This window comes from Parapedobacter defluvii, assembly GCF_014642075.1.
Classification (GTDB): domain Bacteria; phylum Bacteroidota; class Bacteroidia; order Sphingobacteriales; family Sphingobacteriaceae; genus Parapedobacter; species Parapedobacter defluvii.
Genome location: NZ_BMIK01000001.1, coordinates 770,489 through 791,257, shown reverse-complemented (window position 1 = coordinate 791,257; position 20,769 = coordinate 770,489). Strand labels below are relative to the sequence as shown.

The 20,769-nt window shown below is 47.2% G+C and carries 8 protein-coding genes; 6 read left to right on the top strand and 2 right to left on the bottom strand.

Annotated features, from left to right (window positions below):
- Positions 1-12: 12 nt before the first annotated feature.
- Together IEX60_RS02995 and IEX60_RS02990 are read right to left on the bottom strand one after the other, a co-directional pair.
- The gene (locus tag IEX60_RS02995; protein ID WP_188747197.1) at positions 13-1,836 is read right to left on the bottom strand and encodes a RagB/SusD family nutrient uptake outer membrane protein; all 1,824 of its coding nucleotides are present in this window, start codon (positions 1,834-1,836) and stop codon (positions 13-15) included.
- 102 nt (positions 1,837-1,938) lie between these two features.
- Positions 1,939-5,112 (bottom strand): SusC/RagA family TonB-linked outer membrane protein, encoded by a 3,174-nt coding sequence (locus IEX60_RS02990; protein WP_229717383.1) that lies wholly within the window; start codon positions 5,110-5,112, stop codon positions 1,939-1,941.
- An 871-nt stretch (positions 5,113-5,983) separates the two neighbouring features.
- Between IEX60_RS02990 and IEX60_RS02985 the strand changes: the two genes are divergently transcribed.
- From IEX60_RS02985 to IEX60_RS02960, 6 genes are all read left to right on the top strand, one after another.
- Positions 5,984-9,115 carry a SusC/RagA family TonB-linked outer membrane protein gene (locus IEX60_RS02985; RefSeq protein WP_188747196.1) on the top strand — a complete coding sequence of 1,044 codons (3,132 nt, stop codon included), beginning with the start codon at positions 5,984-5,986 and terminating at the stop codon, positions 9,113-9,115.
- Positions 9,116-9,133: 18 nt separating this feature from the next.
- On the top strand, positions 9,134-10,954 hold the full coding sequence (locus tag IEX60_RS02980; protein ID WP_188747194.1) for a RagB/SusD family nutrient uptake outer membrane protein: 1,821 nt from the start codon (positions 9,134-9,136) through the stop codon (positions 10,952-10,954).
- An 18-nt stretch (positions 10,955-10,972) separates the two neighbouring features.
- Positions 10,973-14,041 (top strand): SusC/RagA family TonB-linked outer membrane protein, encoded by a 3,069-nt coding sequence (locus IEX60_RS02975; protein WP_188747192.1) that lies wholly within the window; start codon positions 10,973-10,975, stop codon positions 14,039-14,041.
- Positions 14,042-14,051: 10 nt separating this feature from the next.
- The gene (locus tag IEX60_RS02970) at positions 14,052-16,331 is read left to right on the top strand and encodes a RagB/SusD family nutrient uptake outer membrane protein (RefSeq protein WP_229717382.1); all 2,280 of its coding nucleotides are present in this window, start codon (positions 14,052-14,054) and stop codon (positions 16,329-16,331) included.
- An 11-nt stretch (positions 16,332-16,342) separates the two neighbouring features.
- The gene (locus IEX60_RS02965; protein WP_188747190.1) at positions 16,343-17,803 is read left to right on the top strand and encodes a hypothetical protein; all 1,461 of its coding nucleotides are present in this window, start codon (positions 16,343-16,345) and stop codon (positions 17,801-17,803) included.
- A gap of 86 nt (positions 17,804-17,889) precedes the next feature.
- Positions 17,890-20,739, top strand: coding sequence for an alpha-L-rhamnosidase (locus tag IEX60_RS02960; protein ID WP_188747187.1), 2,850 nt, complete (start codon positions 17,890-17,892; stop codon positions 20,737-20,739).
- Positions 20,740-20,769: the final 30 nt, after the last annotated feature.

The window sequence follows — 20,769 nt, the reverse complement described above, 5'->3', positions numbered from 1 at the left end:
GTTTTCCATGTTCTACCATCCTGGATTCTGCCAGTCTACTCCCGTTGCTGACCTCAACCGGTTTGCTTCATCCAATGGAATGGGCAGCCAGACAAACCGGCTTGTATAATTCCGGCGTTCCACATCGCGAACGGTGCGCCTGCCGTAGGTATACGTACCGTCGCCATTGCGGATTATGTTCGCTGCGGTAATCCATTTGTCGGTTTTGGAAAGATCTTCACCGGGATTGAGCCAACGCCTTACATCGAAATACCGATTCTCTTCCATTGCCAGTTCAACACGGCGTTCGTGACGGATTCTGAGTATCAGTTGCGCTTGATTTAGGTCTGCGGGTAGTTCGGGCATTCCGACCCGGCTACGAATCTCGTTAACTGCTTCCCGTGCTTCATCGAGATGCCCCGCTTCGGCGGCTGCTTCCGCGAAATTCAGAATGACTTCACCCAAACGGAAAATCTTCCAGTTGGCGCCGGTGACGCGGTTGTTCGTGCCGGAATTGGGATGCAGAAATTTCCGTTGGAAATAGCCGGTACGGGTTGCTTTCCGCACCGTGGGATGAAGACCGGTTTGAGGTTCGCCTGCCCAGGTAGCAATAATCCGGGTCCTTGCACCCATCGGTGCGGGATAGTTTTCCACCGATTCCTTCGCTTCGGCAAAATTCCAAAACGCATACCGCCTGGACCCGTTGTAATAAATAGATGCGTAAAAACGGGGATCACGGTTGGCATAGGGATCAGCCGGATCATACAACGTGTTTTCCGGATTGTAGTTGGGTTGCAGGTGCTTTTCATCTGCATATGGATTTGCCAAGTCCAGTATGGGCTGTCCATCAATCGTTTCATAAGCATCAACCAACTCCTGAGAGGGGCAGGTGCCTGATTTGTAACCGTCTTGTGCACCTATGCCATCTATGTTCCAGACATCTCCCTGGCTATCCCGGCTTTGATAAATGGTCTCCCGATCGACGGGAGCAGCCGCAAATTGCGTGGTCTGTGTGAAATATTCGTTGTACAAAGCGGCTTTTTCATTTTTGTCGGGGCCAATAAATGCATTGTCCGAAAGGTAAGTCTGTGGAAAATTCACTTTATTGTACAGTTCGTAGCCTTGGTTCCGCAAATTGGCTAACGACTGTTTATTGACCTCATACGCTTCCTGCCACCGGTTTTCGCCGGCGTTGTTCTGCGGACTGGCTGCGAACAGGATCATTTTGGACTTAATGGCCTCGGCAAAAGCCTTCGTAAGCCGATAAGCTTCTCCGTCGGATGTAATCCGCCAGGGCAACTCGTCCGTAGCCAGGGCCGCATCGCAGTCTTCCATGATAAATTTTGTCACCTCGTAATAACTGGCTTTCTGCACTTGCGAAAAATCTGCATCGAAGTCATAAGGTTCCCGAACAATGGGTAAAACCGCTCCGTACCACTTGAGCAGTTCGTGGTAATAATATGCGCGCAATAAATGCGCTTCCGCCTTCCACCGTTTGCGATCCGACTCGTTGTCTACTACTGCACTGTCAATACGGTTGATAAACACGGTACTGTTGCGTATACCTGCCCAGTAACGTCCCCAATAATTTCCATTTCCGCTATCTTCACTGACATTGACCGCCGGATGATTCGCGGCCGACGCATCGCCGTTATAAAGCCGGCCCGACATCAGTCCGGATTCCGATTCGGCATCTGTGTCCCAGGCTTCGTCACTCCACTCGACCGGCCCCCGGCTCCAAAAGAAGTAACGCACCCCTTTCGCAGGCATATACGTATAGCAGGAATTCAAGAATGCCCCGACTTTGTCGTTTTCAGCGAATATTTCATCGTATGTCAACCGGCCGTCAGGTGCCATGTCCAACGCCTTTTTACAGGAGATCGAAACACTCAAAAGCGGTAGACACACCATACCCCATACTACGTATTTTTTAATTTGCTGTATCATTTTCTCTCCCAATTAAAAAGTTGCATTTAACCCGAAATTTATCATCTTGGTCACCGGATAACCGATCGGATCTATATTTTCCGGATCCAAATGGTCCATCGGTAACTTATCCCACAAGAAAAGATTTTGTCCGCCCACATAGATACGCAGGGTATTTATTCCGATTCTTTTGAACACATCAGATGGCACTGTATAGGCGAGTTCAATGTTTCGGAGACGCAGGTAAGAACGGTCCATGATGAAAAAATCATTCGCTACGTGGTTTGTTGTGCTATGTGTACTCAACGCGGGGTATGTTATTTTATCGCCGTTTGCATAGCGCTCAGGTGTCCAGGCATTCCTATGGTAACCGAAATAGGTGCCTTGATAGGTATACTCATAGACGCCCTGGCTGGCATCCCACATGGCGGAATACTTCCCAACCCCCTGGAAAAAAGCTGATAATTCAAAACCCGAATACCCCACCGACAGTCCGAAACCATATACAATACCCGGAATGGAACTGTAATGGATAGGTACCTGATCGCGGTCGTCAACCACGCCATCCTTGTTCACATCGATGTATTTGAAATCGCCCACCCTTGGAACACCAAAACCATAGGAAGTGGTGGCCATGTATGCGTCCAATTCCTCCTGTGAATTAAACATCCCATTGCCGTTGCTGTAGTCGATCTTGTATCCCCAATTTTGGTTAAGCGCATACCCCGTGTTACGATACCGATGGACATAATCTTCATCCCGGGAGGGTTCGTCCATGAATTTAACCACATTGGCATTCTGCCCATAGTTACCTGTAAACGTCAGGTTCAGCTTATCGTTAATTGTTTTGTTATAATTGAGTTCAACTTCGAATCCTTTGTTTTGGACGACTCCCATGTTGAAACGGGGCACGTTATCGAGCGGTACTCCTTGAAACTCAGGTACAGACTGCCGTCTAATCAAAATATCACTACGATCCTCAATAAAATAATCGAAGGCGATATTCACCGCATTGAACAACCCCATGTCCACACCATAATTTTGTTTCTCTGCCACTTCCCAGGTGATGTTCGGATTCCCCAGCAACCCTTGATTGATACCCTGGCCTCTTCCTAAACTACCTAACGGTCCCCCGCCAATCGTAATATCAGACTGGTATAGGAAGCGGATATCTCCAATCCGGTCGTTGCCTACCTTTCCATAAGAAGCTCTTAACTTCAAGTTGGAAAGCACATTGCTTTCCGGCATAAAATGTTCATTCGTAACTACCCACCCCACGGAGGCAGCCGGGAAGAAACCGAACCGGCGACTCGGCGCAAACTGCTCCGAACCATTATAGCCCATGTTGAATTCTGCTAAGTAGCGGTTGTCGTATCCATACGTAATCCTACCCGCCACGCCAATTACATTAAAGGGAATTTCCCCAGCGGTCGACTCCCAATAATCCCGTTGGGCAAGGATCATCCCGCCCACTTCATGTTTATCGGCAAACGTACGGGCATAATTTATAGATCCCTGCAAGTTGATATTGTACCGCGAATCTGCTCCCTTTTCCAAGCTAAGCAATGTCTCATCCGAGCGCTTAACGGCATAACTCATCGCGTTGGTCTCCGGATTGACTTCAGCCAAATACAACCGCTCGGTTTTGTAGCCCTGCATGGCCGTCGTTGCACGGGAATCGTACGAAACCATACCCCGGATACTCAATCCGGGAGTAATTTTTTCAAGCGAAACATCTACCCCCAATGAGGCATTCAAGTTTGATCGCACTTCATTCCGGTACCCCATCCGATTGATGATTTCAAACGCCGAACGGTCCATATATCCCGGATCCACCACCTGCCCCGGCGCTACACCGAATCCATCAATGGTTACGGGGCCGGGCGTAATAGGCAAAACGGACTGGGCTTGGTAGATTAAATCCCGTATCATCCAATTGGTATCCCCACCATATAGCCCTGCTGAAGGCATGTTAACCTTCTCAATGTAATTACCGATATTCAGGAATGCTTTCACAGACGAGCTGACATTATAGTCAAGGTTCGCCCTGAAATTATAGCGTTCCAACCAGGAGGACGGATCGTACCCCAGCACCGACTTCGGTTCAGTGTTCAGATTCCCGCCCTGCCGGAGCAATGCGCCATTTACGAAATAGCTGACCTTATCTGTACCCCCAACGGCGTTGACATTCAGCCGCGTTTGAGGCGTATATTTCGAAATAAACATCCGATAATAGTCGTGATCGGGATACATATACTCCCGGATGCGGGCCTGTTGCGCATAATCCGGATCATTGGGATCCAACCCTGCCAGGGGATTGATATAGCGGTCAATTACCTCCTGACTGAACGGAGGGGTTTCAACACCATCGTTTTTAGCTGCTTCATTGCGCAATGCCATATAGTCCCAAGAATGCAGGCGTTCAGGTTCCCGGGTCAGCGACGTATAACTTTGATCGAGGCTTACATTAAGTTCCATCTTCCCCTCCTGTCCTCTCCGTGTCGTAACGAGAATGACACCATTGGCTCCCCTAACCCCGAACACGGCCGTTGCGGACGCATCCTTCAACACCGTTACCGATTCCACTTCATTGGCATCCAATGTGCGGATATTATCCCTCGGCACACCGTCAATCAAGATCAGCGGCGATTGACCATTGGTCGTCGCTGCCCCCCTTAAAAACATCGTCGCATCGTCACGTCCCGGCTGCCCACCTCCCCGCTGCAAGGACGCCAACCCCGGCAGCTTTCCTGCCAATGCTACCGCTAAGCTTGCAGACGAACTTTTGCGCAGTTCTTTGTTACCCACACTCGAAACCGCACCGGTTACGGATATTTTTTTTTGCTGCCCATACCCTACCACCACTACCTCATCAAGGCCTTGTATCGCGGAACTGAGTCGAACATCGATGTGGTCTTCCCCCTGTAAGGTCCTATAAGCCGTGTTGTATCCCAAATAAGCAAAAACTAACGTAGCTTCACGTGGCACATTGAGACTAAATTCGCCATCCTCATTGGTTTTGGTACTGGTAGTTGCCCCTTCGACACTGACGGTAACACCCGGCAGCGGAATGTTATCCAATGAATCCAGCACCGTACCCGTCACCGTAATCTGTTCCTGAGCATAACTGATAAAGTTGAAACTTATGAGTGCGAGCAACGTCATCACCACCGTCCCCATTTGCATGTATGCTTTCTTTGTTCTCATAATTTAAACGTTAGAATTATTTTAAGGTGAATTCAACACACTGTGACAACGTGCTGTTAAACATTTGAAACATTTTCGTTGCTACCCGATTTTCCACATTTTCCATAAATCCTTTATTTTGGTTAGCAATTTCAATTCTAATATCCCTCCAGGCGAACGTCACATACCGCTCGATTACCAACAATTGCAATACAATAATTGAAACAGGAGAATTTCTATTGAACAATAGATAAAGCGACAATAAATGATAAAAAACACACTCACAATCATCCCGGACATTAAAAATTGGTTAACGATACTGCTTCTTATAAGATACTTTTTTTCTTAAAAGTAAATACAACAGAAGATTATAATTGTGATACCGTTAGCAAATTGCATCTATAATCTGTTTTACTTGGTAGTGAAACAAAAGTAATGACGACAACGGCAGCCCGCAACCCGCACTATCCTGAGAAGTTTGAAAGACTCCATTTTTTTTACTTTTACTCCACTATTTCACTTGTTATGCAGTTAACGGCCTATATTTATAGCAGGACAGCACAGGTCACTACGGTATGGATCGGGTTGCCGGAAGAAGATTCGTCACTATTTTTGTGTAGTTGTAAAACCAATATTATATGACCCCAGCTTTACATGTTATGAAAAAAGTATAGTGGACGCCTATTAAGTATCGTTGACTATTAGTTAAACGTCAACCATCGTTGGCCGAGGGACCGACACACTGGAGACATTTCTTCTTATTAATAACCTTATATTAAAGTTCAGATTTTGATAAATAGGCATTATTCAAATGCGATAACCCCTTAACGGAGAGAAATCCGCAATGGAAACCAAGTATGAACTAGATTATTTATCCAATTAATTGCAAATTATGTCTAAACGCTTCCGAAATTTAAAAAATTCGTGGCTGTTATGTACGCTTGTTTTCGCCTTAGCTTCCACACCAATTGCCTTAAATGCGCAACAGGGACTGGATATAAGCGGAAGAGTGAAAGATGCTGACGGCCCATTGGCTGGTGTAACAGTCAGTGTTAAAAATAAGCGTGCCGCCGCATCGTCAAATACAGACGGTATATTCTCACTGACGGGAATAAGCATTGGCGATACGCTGACGTTTCGCTTGGTGGGTTATTTAGGGCAGGAAATCCCCGTCCGCGATGCAAAGTTTATTGAAGTCACATTAGAATCCGAAAACTTTGGTCTGGACGAAGTAGTGGTTGTAGGTTATGGTGTACAAAAGAAGGTTTCCGTAACAGCCGCCATTTCAACCATCGATACCAAAGATTTAAAGCATAGCGCATCTGCCAATTTATCCACCTCATTGGCCGGTCGGTTACCCGGATTGGTAGGACTGCAATCTTCAGGACAACCGGGAAATGACATGGTCAATCTATACCTCCGTGGATTGGGAACCCTGAACGACAACTCCCCTTTGATTCTAATTGATGGTATCCCACGTGATAACATCAGTAAAATAGATCCCAGTGAAGTAGAATCCATCAGTATTTTGAAAGATGCATCTGCAACTGCGGTATTCGGAGTCCGTGGTGCCAATGGTGTCATCATGATCACCACGCGCCGGGGTGAAGCAGGCAAATCGGAGTTAAACGTCTCGGTAGATCATAGTATCCAACGCTTTTTGTCCCAAGCAGATCGCATCCACTCTTGGGAATTTGCTGAATTGCGAAACCAGGCATTCCTGAATTCCAATCCTGACGCGACGGAAGATCAAATGCCTTTTACCCAATACATGATCGATAAATACAGGAGCGGGGAGGATCCCATATTTTATCCCGATCGCGACGTATTTCACGATTACTTCCGCGATTGGGCCCCGCAAACCCGAGCCAACGCTAATTTCAATGGCGGAGGCGAGCGGTTCACTTATTTCCTGAATGCAGGATACATCGGGCAAGGCGGAAACTTCAAAACAGAACCTGAAAGTTTCCTCGGTTACGATCCGAGCTATAAAATGGATCGCTATAATTTCCGCGGTAACATCGATTATAATATCGCCAAAAATCTAAAGGCATCGTTGAATATTGCCACATATCTGGAAAAAATGAATACACCGCAAACGATCGACTTATTCGGCGGTAGTGTTGCGGGGATGGTACAAAACATGATTGCCTACACTTGGGGAACACCTCCTACAGATCCGGGGCCAGTGACGGTTGCCGGATATGGAGTTCCTGAAAATGAGATCATCGCACAATCGGGTCAAGATCGAAATACATACGGAGAAATCAACCGTCGCGGTTACCGGCAGGAAACAACCAACATGCTGAACTCGTCGTTCGCGCTGGACTGGGGATTGGACTTTATCACAAAGGGATTATCAGCCAAAGGAATGATCGCCTTCGACAGCCAGGCTGGCACCATTTTACAAGGAGTGCGTAGCCTCGACACCTATGCATTTCATGTGGGGCGCAGCGCAGACGACCCCAGTGGATATTCGGCGATCCGTACGAATCAGGATGCTGCAATCCGGTTATCCAAATCGATGTCGACACGCTATTATATGAATTATCAAACATCGCTTAATTACAGCCGGGCATTTGGACGGCATAATGTCGGCGGTATGTTCCTTTATCAGCGGGACAATTGGGATAAGTACTCAGCCGATTTGCCCTACAACATTGTGGGTATCGTAGGACGAGCAACCTATAACTACGACGATCGTTATCTAGCCGAGTTTAACTATGGCTACAACGGATCGGAACAGTTCTCACCGAAAAATCGATTCGGTTCATTTCCAGCATTTTCAGTCGGCTGGGTAGCAAGCAACGAGGCGTTCCTTGCAGACAATCCTGTACTGACCAACTTAAAGTTACGTGCATCACACGGTCTCACCGGAAATGATAAAATGGGTGAAGACCGATTTCTGTATCAAAGTTTCATCAACATCGGGGGTGGTGTGTTCCCCACATTGGGACGGGGTCAGGGCATCACGCAGGGAAGAATGGGTAACGAAGCCCTCCAATGGGAAATAGCCCGCAAAACCAACATCGGTCTTGAGCTCGGATTTTTGAATAGTATCTCCCTGAATATCGATGTATTTAAAGAACACCGGGATAAAATATTGATCAGCCGCAAAACCGTCCCAGCTTTGCAAGGTGTCCCCTTAGACAATATCCCCAAAGTTAATATCGGCGTTGTGGATAACAAAGGTTTTGAAGCGGAGCTCATTTACCGCAAAAATATGAGTACGGATTTTTCAGTCGTGCTGAAAGGAAACTTCGCATACAATAAGAATACAATCGTTAATTACGATGAGGTCCGTTATGGTGAAGACTATGCTTATCGCTACCGCAGAACAGGATTCAGCATCGGTCAACCATTCGGATACAAGATTGATTACAGCAATGGCAATGGGTATATCAATACCCAAGAAGAACTTGATAACTTACCCGACTACCAAATGGGTGGGACCCCCCGTCTAGGAGATTTCAAATACGTCGACGTCAATGGGGATAATGTCATTAACGACCGTGACTTGGTACCGATCGGGTATCCAGATGTTCCGCGGGTATCTTATGGTTTCTCAGGTACGTTGAACTATAAGAATTTCGACTTATCGTTTCTGCTCACAGGCATCGGTCAAAGCAACAAATATACAAATGGATGGGGTGTCAATGAATTCGCATTAGTTGGATTTTATAATGGCTGGCACCGCCAAGCCTGGACTCCCGAACGGTATGCAAACGGCGAGGCCATCGCCTATCCCGCACTTGCCATGAGTTCGGGCGTCAGTCATGTTGCCAATGACTTTTTCATTATGGACCGCTCGTTTCTACGCCTGAAAAACATGGAAGTTGGTTATCGCCTTCCCGACAAATTGCTGAAACCAATCCGGGTGCAGCAGTTGAGGGCCTATATAAACGGAAATAACCTTTTGACGTTTAAGAAATTCCCGATTGACACGGTAGATCCCGAGCAAAATGACCCGTTGGTTTATCCATTGACCAAGATGATCAATTTTGGTCTTAATATTACTTTCTAACCTTTTAAGTTGCATGATATGAAATTCCAACGATTAACCTTCATGATATTGCTTTTCGTGCTTCCTTATGCAAGTTGTACCGATGCCTTAGACATGGCACCGGACGGCAATATGCAGATGGACGAGGTATTGTCCGATCCGGAAAAAGTAGAAGCATTGTTGAATACCTGCTATCAAAACATTCCACAAAAAGGATACGCGTACTGGTTCTTCGAAGAAGCTGTGGTGGCAGCTACCGACGATGCGTGGACTTCCGACGAAGCACAGGGGGTCATCACTACCGGCCTTTACAATGATAACAACTCTGCTTCCTCCCACAGCCTGCGTGATGCGCCCGATGGTCACGGGGCCGGTAATACGGATTACTGGAACCGCTCCTGGCAGCAAATCCGCCTGTGTTCTCAATTCATTGAACTCATTGATAATGCGGCGGTAAAAACGGAAAGCAACCGCGGGCGATTTAAAGCAGAAGCGAGGGTATTGCGTGCCTTCTTTTATATGGAGCTTGTCAAATGGTTCGGCAAAGTGCCTATATTAGATGCCACGGTACCCTTTGATGCCGACTTTTCGTCATTGACCCGGTCATCGGTATATGATGTAGCCAAATTTATTGTTGCAGAATGTGATGCTGCGATTGCGGAAACAAACTTACCATGGCGCATCACTGATCCGAACGACGCAATGCGGATGACCAAAGCACTGGCATGTGCATTAAAAGCAAAAGCCATGTTGTTTGCCGCCAGTCCGCTTCATAACGAAGGTCAAAATTACTGGCCGGAAGCTTACAACGTGATTAAGCAAGCGGTGACCCAACTAAAGGCCAATGGATACGAGTTGTTTACACAGACCACACAACCCGCTGTATTCGGTAACGGACCTGCCGCAGCATTACGCCAACTGGTATGTCAAGACGCCGATTATTCAGCAACACCACGCGACAAGGAAACAATCTTTCAAGTAAGGTCTGGCGGCGTATTCGTATGGCACATCGGCTATATCGGCAGCAACATGTCCAATACTTATAAGTGTGCTTCTTCTCCAACTCAGGAACTGATCGATGCGTTCGAGACCATTGATGGCCAGCCGGTATTGGATCTCAATAAGCCTTACTTGGATGAAAAACACCTGCAACCCAACTACAATCCGAAAAACACCTTGTATGATCCCAACAATCCCTATGCAAACCGCGATCCCCGGATGGCGGAAACTGCATTGTACAATGGGAGCAACATTATATGGGACAACCAAACGGTAGAAATAGAGACGTTCACCGGTGGAAAACATGCACCAAGTTTTGACATCACAAACCGTATGGCTTCTCGCACGGGTTATTACCATTGCAAGCTCGTCACACCCGGTGCCAGTGGAATCAATCAAATCAACAATTCCAACTGGAAATATTATCGCTTGGGCGAAACCTTATTGGATTTGGCCGAAGCGGCAGCCGAGTCCGGCAATCTTGAAGACGCAAGAGCCGCGGCAAACGAGGTACGGGCTCGATCAGGAATGCCGGCACTTCCTGCAGATCTATCACCGGCAGAATTGATTCTGCGCATCCGGAACGAGCGGAGAATAGAGCTAGCCTGGGAAGAACAGCGTTATTTTGACGTAAGACGCTGGCAAACCCCCGATGGAGATTTAAGCGAGTTAAATAAGTGGCTGACCGCCATGGTTATTACCAAAAATGGGAACGGCAGCTATACCTATACACGCAGAAATATTTCCAACAATCCGCGTGGCGGCTATCAAAACCGTGATCTCCTGCTGCCCCTACCCTTGAATGAGGCGGCTACGCTAGAGTCGGTTACGGGGCAAAAATGGCAAAATCCGGGATGGTAAACTACAAGGACTATTAGTATGGAAAAAAATATAAAAATCGCTGCACTCTACATCATCCTGTTCATGATGGCAGCACCGCTTTTCGCACAACAGGCGAGTACGGCATCAATTCGAATCATAAATGAATTTAATCAGCCTATAGGTGGCGCAATTATCGCCACGGAAGACGGCAAAAATGTATCGCTGACAGCCAAAGACGGCACCTTCCCTTTGCCCGAAATTGCAGGTGGAGACTACCTACTGATTTCCGCATCGGGATATCAAAATCTACGTATATCACTCGATCAGATAGCCAATCAGGAAATTGTTCTTAAAATTGACCCTCATCATATGGGTGGATCGGTGAACTATGGTTATCAGTCCTATACCCGCGAGTCTATTACCGGTGCCGTTTCGTCAGTTTCGGGTGCCGAATTGGATAAAACACCTAGCAACGTTCTCTCGGAAACCTATGCAGGGCGGCTTCCTGGACTAACGGTCGTTTCCAATATCGCTGAGTTGACATTCTTCGGTTATGGAAACCTATCCAAAGCGATCCGCGGATCCTCATCCGTAAACGGCAATAATCCATTACTTATCATTGACGGAGTCATTGCCCCCACTCAATATGTCGAATTCATTTCGCCCAAAGAAATCGAAAGTGTTTCCGTGCTAAAGGATGCTTCCGCTACGGCCATTTATGGCATACAGGGGTCTTCAGGTGCAATTGTAATCACCACAAAGCGCGGCCACAATGGCAAATTAAATGTAGAGGGTTATGTAGACCAGTCTTTTCAGCAAATGACTAAACGGCCTTTATTCATCAACTCAGCGCAATATGCGGAGCTACGTAATGCTGCTGGCGAACGCGATGGTTTAGGTCCTTTTTCCCAGTTCTCTGAAAATGACATTGAACAGTTCCGTTTGGGAAGCGATATCGGATATCCAAACAATAATTGGTTTGACCAGTATATTAAAGACTTCGTAATGCGGCAACGCATTGGAGTGAATGTCTCCGGTGGAAGTGAAAAATTCCGTTATTTTTCCAACCTGAGTTTCGTCAATCAAGGGGAACCTTTTATCATTGCCGATGAGCCGGACCGGAAATATGATCCCACTCCACGGGTGAATATTGGAAATTTCCGTACCAACATGGATGTAAAGTTTAACAACTACCTGAGCGGATACATGCGGTTAACGGGCAACGTAAAACGAGAGATTCTAGCCGGCGGTGGCATGGGATGGAGCATATATGAGCAGATTTTCCAGCAGCCCCCCACGATGTTCGGACCCTTGTCTCCAATCATCGAAGACAACCCTGAAATGAGCAATCAGGTGGTAACCGTAACCGATTTGGATAATCCTGTCTATGGCATGTTAAATCGATCCGGTTATCGCTCAATTATCGAAACCAATGTAATTGCCCAAACGGGACTCAATTTAAACATGGATTTTTTGACGAAGGGATTGTCTGTCAAAGGAGGAATGGCCTACCAAACGTATCTACGGAATGAAACTAATACCCTTCAAAGCTATAAAAGGGTACTCAGAGGCGATGATTTCTCTACGTTAACTGACTTCTCCACGTACAAATCCTTTGAAAATACTCCCCTGTCTTATGGCAAAGGCTCAACTTTCTTTTATTACCTGAACCTGTTGGCTAGCGTGGACTATAATCGCCGGTTTGGCGACCATAGCATGGATGCTTCTGCCCATACCTATTACCTAAAACAGGAAAAAGAAGCCGCAGGTAGCAGCAATACTGTGCTCCCTTATATGCGTCAGAATTATGGGGTAACGGTGCTCTATGGCTATAAAGACCGGTATTTCCTGAAAGCCGATTACGGTTTTTCAGGTTCGGAGCAATTTCACCCCGACAACCGGTACGCAAGCACACCCGCCATATCCGGTGCCTGGATTGCGTCAAAAGAGGACTTTTTCGATTCAAACCTGCTGACTCTGCTCAAATTGCGCGCTTCATACGGCATTACAGCCAACGATCAATTGGGCGATTCGAGATTTCTGTATCTGGATAACATCCGGTCCGATGGATCGGAATTGGAACGGGGTAATCCGGCGCTCGAAGCTGAGCGAATTAAAAAGTTGAACCTTGGGCTTGATCTCGGATTGTGGAATCAATTTACATTGAATGTTGACTATTTCACCCATAAAGTAAATAATATGCTGATAAACAGCAGTTCCAGAATACCCGAATACCAAGGTATCCCCTTAAATTACTATCCAAAGTTGAACGACGGTGTGATGGAAAACAAAGGGGTGGAATTGTCATTGGGTTATAACAAAACGTTCACGAAGGACTTTTCTGTTTTCGCTCAAGCGAATTTCATGCAAGCAAAAAACAAGGTCATTGACATTAACGAAGCATCAAAAGGAGACGATTATGCGTACCCTTACCGTTCCCAGGGTTATGCCCTTGGTCAACTTTGGGGTTATAAAATCGACTACCAGAACGGCAATGGAATGTTCAATTCTGCGGAGGAGCTCGCGAATTCTGGACTCGACTACTCATTCGGATCGCCCAGGGTGGGTGATTTCATCTATCAAGACCTGAATGCAGACGGCATCATTGACGAACGCGATATGGCTCCTATGGGATATGCACGGTTACCTGAGCAGGAATATAGTTTAACAGCAGGAGCTACCTGGAAAAACTGGGAGTTTTCCTTCTTGTTGCACGGTGTCAACCACGCGTCTCAGTTCCTAAGCGGCATAGGTGCCTACGAAAATTTGGGGAAAGGTATCTTCAACGATATACACTTGCATGCTTGGACACCCGAGCGTTATGCTGCGGGTGAGACAATCTCTTATCCGGCATTGTCGTTGTCGCCTTCTACCAACCATGTTGCTAATGATTACTTCCTGAGCAGCCGCTCCTACTTACGATTACGAAACTTAACAATCGCATACCAACTGCCGGAAAGCATATCGCAGCGGATAAAATCCGAAAGAATCCGGGTGGCATTCACGGCGCAAAACTTATTCACCTTTGACCGCATGCGGTCAAAGTATGTTGATCCTGAAATCGGGAGCATGAGTACGTTTCAACCCTATCGGGTATTTAATCTTGGCTTAAGTGCAAACTTCTAAAAAACAGGGTATGAAGAAGCAATTTTTTAAATTAACTATTATATTCTTTGGTCTTTTCGGCTTGGAATCGTGTGCCGACCTGGATTTACCTTCAGATGGCAGGATGACCTTAGCCGATGTCTTTGGCAACTACCAACGGACAAGAAATTATTATGGTGCATGCCTTTCCTATATGCCTCAGGTCGGCTTTATGTATCAGGGACAACGTACACCGCTTGCCTCGTTCAGCGACGAAGCACACGATGCCAGTGACGGAGCCAATGGCAATGTAAATGATTGGTACAATGACCGTACTTCTTCGACCAACAATCCGGTTGCAGGTGCCTACTCTTGGGCGCATTACTTTCAGGGAATACGTAAATGCAATACTTTTCTGACCAATATTGCCGATCCGTCCATTGCTACAGCCAATATCGACGAGAACGAAAAAAATGGTTGGATTGGGCAGATACATGTATTACGTGCCTACTTCTATCTTCAACTGATCAAACGGTTTGGTGGCGTGCCGATCATCAACACACCTTATGAAGTAACCCATGATTTCTCTCAAGATCGTAGGGCCAGTTTTGAAGAATGCGTTGACTTCATCCTCGCTGACTGTGATGCAGCACTGGCGTTGCCTGAAACCAATTCAGCCACAACCGGATTCCGGTGGGATATTAGCGATAGTGAACGGGGAACCATCACACGCGCTTTTGCATATGCCGTCAAATCACAGGCTGCGCTGTATGCCGCAAGCCCGCTCTGGTATGAGGCCGGAAGTAAATATACCTGGGAAAAAGCGACGGAAATTACGAAAGAGGCACTTGATCAATGCCTCACCCACGGCTTCGAACTCTTTAAGACAAAACCGGCGGAGGACATCGCTCAAAACGCATATGCGTACTACTTTATCCTGCGGTCTGACCCCAGTCGTGCCATTGATAAAGAAACCATCTTCGAATCGACCACAGCGCGTACCAACGTATGGAAATTTGCGGGAACCCCGATTACCAGTGGAGCGGAAAAAGCGGGTGCAGGCCCTTCACAGGAACTTGTTGACGCGTACGGCATGCAATCGACGGGTGAAATGCCAGTACTTGGCTACTCCGATGCCCAGCATCTTCAGCCGATCCTTAATCCTGCTTCGGGCTATAATCCCGAGAATCCCTATGAAGGGCGGGATCCACGCTTCTATGCGTCCGTTTATTACAATAATTCTCCCCGCTCGCTTACCAGCGGTTCCGTAGACAAAGATCTATATCCACTTACGTTTACGACACCACTCAATAACGTTGATTTAACAACCAATGGTGGAGAGCAAACCATCCGTACAACTTCCAGTGACCCTTGGGTATTCACGACCACATTGGGTAATACACTGAGCGCCGGAGAACGTCGTGTGATCAGTTTTGAATACAAGAGCAACAAAACCGTTAACAACGCCGAGTTCTTCTTCTGCGTAGCTGGCGGACCTCAGGGTGGAGTTTCGTCGGGAGAAAACATCACGATCCAAGAAGCATCGGAGTGGACCCGCTTTGAATACGATTTAAGTACCGCAATCGAAAATTTCGGTTTCGGCGTCAATTCCAATGGTGGACAATCGCCGGAAAATCACTTTCTGCGGTTTGATCCTACCGGGGGGGATGGATACGAAATCACGATCCGCAATCTGCGGATCGAATCGTTCACCAATCCACCTTCGGCCACTCCGGTTGAAACGTACGTAGGTGGCAACAGTGGTATTTCCAGCAACATCACAGAAACCCGGTATACACGGACCGGTTACTACCTCCGTAAATTCAACAATTATAAATCTGGGGTTAGTGTAGATGCAGACGGACTCATGAAGATTTTCCGCTTAGGAGAACTTTACCTCAACTTTGCCGAAGCAGCTTATCAGTCTGTCGGACCAGATGCAGCGGTAGAAGCTAAAGCAAGCGGTGCCAGCGCACTTTCGGCGCGGGAAGCACTCAACCGGATCAGGGCGCGTGTTGATATGCCTCCACTACCTTCGGGACTAAGCAAAGAAAATTTCGAAGTACGCTATCGCAACGAACGTCAGGTTGAACTAGCCTTCGAAGAACATCGCTTTTTTGACGTAAGACGGTGGAAAATCCTCAACGAAACGGACAAATTTGTAACAGGAATGCGGATTACAAAGACTGGCGATGGCTATACCTATTCAAGATTCAAACTGCAGGATCGCAACACAAATTCGGATAAATACCTGTTGCAGCCCATCAGCCAGTCGGAAGCTACGAAGATGCAGTCTTACACCGGTCAAAATTGGCAAAATCCAGGTTGGTAAAAATGGGAATAATGCAAAAATACAGTTTATTGTTAGTCCCATTGGTTCACCTATCCTTCGGTACCTTCACCGCATGTTCACAAAAGCCTGCGGCGAAGGAAACAGTAGTCGAATCGTCCATGCGGTATCTGGAAAACGACCGCATCAAACTGGGTATTGATCTAAGTCTAGGCGGTGCGGTTACCTTTTTGTCCGATCGGGAAAACGGCGGACAGAATATGATCAATAGCCACGATTGGGGACGCCAAATCCAACTGTCTTATTACAGCGGCCCCTGGCCGTATGTGGGGCCGAATGGAGAAACCCCAACCCCTGAATGGGCGGGGTTGGGCTGGAATCCCATCCAATCCGGAGACGCAGGCGGGCATCGTTCGCAAGTCATTGACTTCGAAAAGTATGGCGACAATGTCCTATTCGTCCGTGCCATTCCCATGCAATGGCCCCACAAGACGGGTGTGGCCGGAGAATGCGAATTTGAATGCCTTTATACCTTAACAGATAATGTAATTACCCTGGAGGCCACAATCGTCAACCACCGCTCCGATACAACCCAATATCAGGCCTGTTCCCAAGAAATGCCAGCAGTGTACACAAATGGACCCTGGTATAAATTGGTAACCTACCTGGGCGACCAACCATTTACCGACCAGCCTACCACCGTCGTCGTAGATAAGTCAGACAATAAAGGATGGCCATGGGTGCACTTTTATACACCCGAAAATTGGGTGGCACTGCTCGACGACAAGGGATATGGAATAGGAGTTTTCCAGCCTGAAGTGATGACATTCAACGGCGGGTTCCACCCAAACGATAGCCACAAAGGTTTTGGCGGGGAAAAAGATGTACAAACGGGGCACACAGCCCCCATAGGTAAGCAAATCTTAGATCATAACATCAAGTGGACGTATACAACCTCGCTAATTCTGGGAACAGAATCGGATATCCGCGGTTACGCGAAAGCGAACCGGAAGGTTGAGCCCCAGCCCGAGTGGAATTTCCAGCAGTCACGGCAAAACTGGTATTATGAGGGAGACATAACCGACTCAGGTTTCCCCGTTCAGGATGGTCTACACATTAATTTTAAAGAAAATACTTCACTTGTCAGCCCTGTAACTTTTTGGAAAGCGGCTGAAACACCCTACCTTGAAATCGAGGGAGAAATAACTTCAGCAAATCCTGAATTGTCGCTCACGATCGAAATTCAACCTGTAGGTAAGTCCGACCTCACGGATTGGCTAAACTGGTCGGAAGGTGATAAAAATATAGCGAAAGAAAATCAGCAGAAATCGGGGGACTTTCCAAAAGCGGTATCTTTCCAAATTCAACAACCCATTTCTGCAGATGGCAGCAATCGCATTTACCGAATTTACCTCGGAGATTCTGCAAACTACCAGGGTGCGATGAAAAATCTAAAAATCACTTTTTCGAAAGAAGGGCAAGCAAAAATCAAACGAATAAAACTAGGAAGTTGAAAATCCCCAACAGCCGGTTCCGTTATCGCGATGTCCGTTAACACTAAAAAAATCATTACTTTATTAATAACCCATATTTTGTAAACATGATAAGATACGTTTTTAGCGTTTGCTTGTTGCATATCGGTCTATCCGCATTGGCGTTTGACATCACCCCGGTAAATCTCCGTGCCGAATATAAGCACAACCCCTTTTTAGATGAACCGGCTCCCCGGTTGAGCTGGGAGTTAACATCCGATAAACATAATCAGTATCAGTCGGCCTACCAGCTTATCGTTGCTTCCTCCGAAGACAAACTGAATAAAGATCAAGGCGACATTTGGGACTCGGGAAAGGTTTCTTCTAGCCGGACCAACCAAATCGAATACCAGGGCAAACCCCTCCAATCCAGACAGCAGGTTTGGTGGAAAGTCAGGGTATGGAATGCGGAAAACCAGCAAGGAAAATGGAGTGACCCTGCCTATTGGGAAATGGGATTGCTTCAAAATACCGACTGGAGTGCACGCTGGATCGGCTATGATCTGAATGACCTGTCCAAGCCCGGTAAATACCATTTGCCACCGTCGCCCTATTTGAGAAAAGAAGTTACCCTATCCAAAAAGGTCAAATCGGCCCGGCTCTACCTGAGTTCGCTCGGATTGAACGAATTTTATATAAACGGTGCGAAGATCGGCCGCGACTACTTTGCATCGGGATGGACGGACTATAATAAACGGATTTATTACAATGTATACGATGTAACCTCCCACATGCAGAAAGGTACCAACGCATTGGGTGCTATCTTGTCTAATGGCTGGTACGCGGGTTATATTGGCTATGCGCTATTGGTGGGCGCCGAAAAAGTCAATCAGTACTATGGCGATAGCCCCCTGCTGAAAGCCCAACTGGAACTTGTTTTTGAAGATGGAAGCAAGCAGGTCATATCTACCGATAGCGATTGGAAGGCTTCAACGGGCGCCGTTATGGAATCTGACCTGTTGCAGGGCGAAACCTATGACGCCACGAAAGAAAAAGAGGACTGGAACCAGCCCGCCTTTAACGATGCGGCGTGGGATCCGGTGCAAGTAGTTGCAGACCATCCAAAAAGCATACTCCAGCTTTATCCGAGTAATCCGGTCAGGGTGGTCAAAGAATTGCCGATAAAGACCATAAAGAAATTGGCAAATGGAAAGTATCTCGTCGATTTCGGCCAAAATTTTGCAGGAAATATCCGGTTGAAAATCAAAGGAAAAGCGCACGATTCCCTGATCTTCCGATATGGCGAGATGTTGCATCCCGACGGTACCCTGGTGACGGAAAATCTCCGTACAGCCCGCGCAACCGACACGTATATTCTGAAGGGTGCCGCTCGGGAAGAGGTATGGAGTCCCTCCTTCACCTACCATGGTTTTCAGTATGTAGAGGTATCCGGCCTTCGCGAAATGCCGGCCAACGACTTTCTTACCGGACTTGTACTGACATCGGATCTGGAGAACGCCGGTCATTTTGAAACGGACAACAGCCTGCTAAACCAAATCTATCGCAATATCGTGTGGACGCAGTGGGCCAATTATGTCGATATCCCCACCGATTGTCCCCAACGCGACGAACGTCTGGGATGGACAGGCGATGCCCAAATATATATCCGTTCGGCGGCCTATAACAGCGATATTGCGGTTTTTCACAAAAAATGGATCCGTGACCTGAACGATGCACAATGGCCTAACGGTGCATTTCCCATTTATGCGCCCATACCGCTTGATAAAAACGGGTTGGCGGCCGTCAGGGCCACAGACACCTATTCGCCGGGTTGGTCAGAGGCGGGCATCATCTGCACGTATGAAATTTTCAGGGCCTATAATGATACGAGAATCGTTGAAGAGTCCCTTCCCTATATGGTCAAATTCATGGATTTCCTCAAATCCAAAGCGGATAAAGATGGTGTGGTCAGGGAAGGTGCCTACGATGACATCGGCCCGAAAGGCGGTTTTGGCGATTGGCTTTCAGTCGGAAAGAAAACCAGTCCGGACCTACTGGCGGCTATGTATTACTACTATTGCACGCGGCTCATGGCAGAAATGTGTGATGCCGCTAACCAAGCAGCTCTCGCAACTACTTATTCCGAACAGGCATCGGCTATCAAACGTGCTTTTAAAGATTACTACCTGAAAAACGGCAAATTCAATATCGACGAACGTGTTTACGGGAACGGTGAAGGTTACGTAGAAGGGCAAAATGGATTTTCTGGCCATACCCAAACTGCATACGCCAACGCAATCTATATGAATCTATTGGATGAGCCGGACTTGACACGCATCGGCGACCATCTCCGTAGCCTTTTGGAAGCGAATGGTGATAAACTCACCACCGGATTTCTGGGCTTTAAACCCCTATTGCCTGCATTGTCCATGACCGGCTCATCTGACAAAGCATATGGCCTCCTATTGAGTACCGAATATCCTTCTTTGGGCTACGAGGTAGCCAACGGAGCCACTTCCATCTGGGAACGGTGGGATAGCTATACCAAAGATAAAGGCTTCATTCACAATGCTGCCATGAACTCATTCAGCCACTATGCCTTCGGAGCGGTCAACGAATGGATATTCGAAAACATCCTGGGTATACAACCCATTGACAGAGGATACCAGACGTTTCACATCAAGCCGGAAATTCCCGGCCCAGGTGTCGAATTGAAGAAAGCAACAGGATCCTATCATTCCATCGCCGGGCGGATCGCATCGACTTGGGACTATTCCGGTGCGATCAAAAAACACCACTTGGAAATACCGGTCAATACAACGGCTTATTTCCACCTGGTATCTCCCTCACAGGCACAGGTAGACATCAATGGAGAATCCCTTACGAAAAGCAAGCTGGTCCAGGAAATTACAGCGTCAGAGACCGGCTTTATTCTTAAACTGGGCTCGGGTGATTATGACATAACCATTCGGCCGTAAAAATAGCTCCAGACAAATACGATCACCATT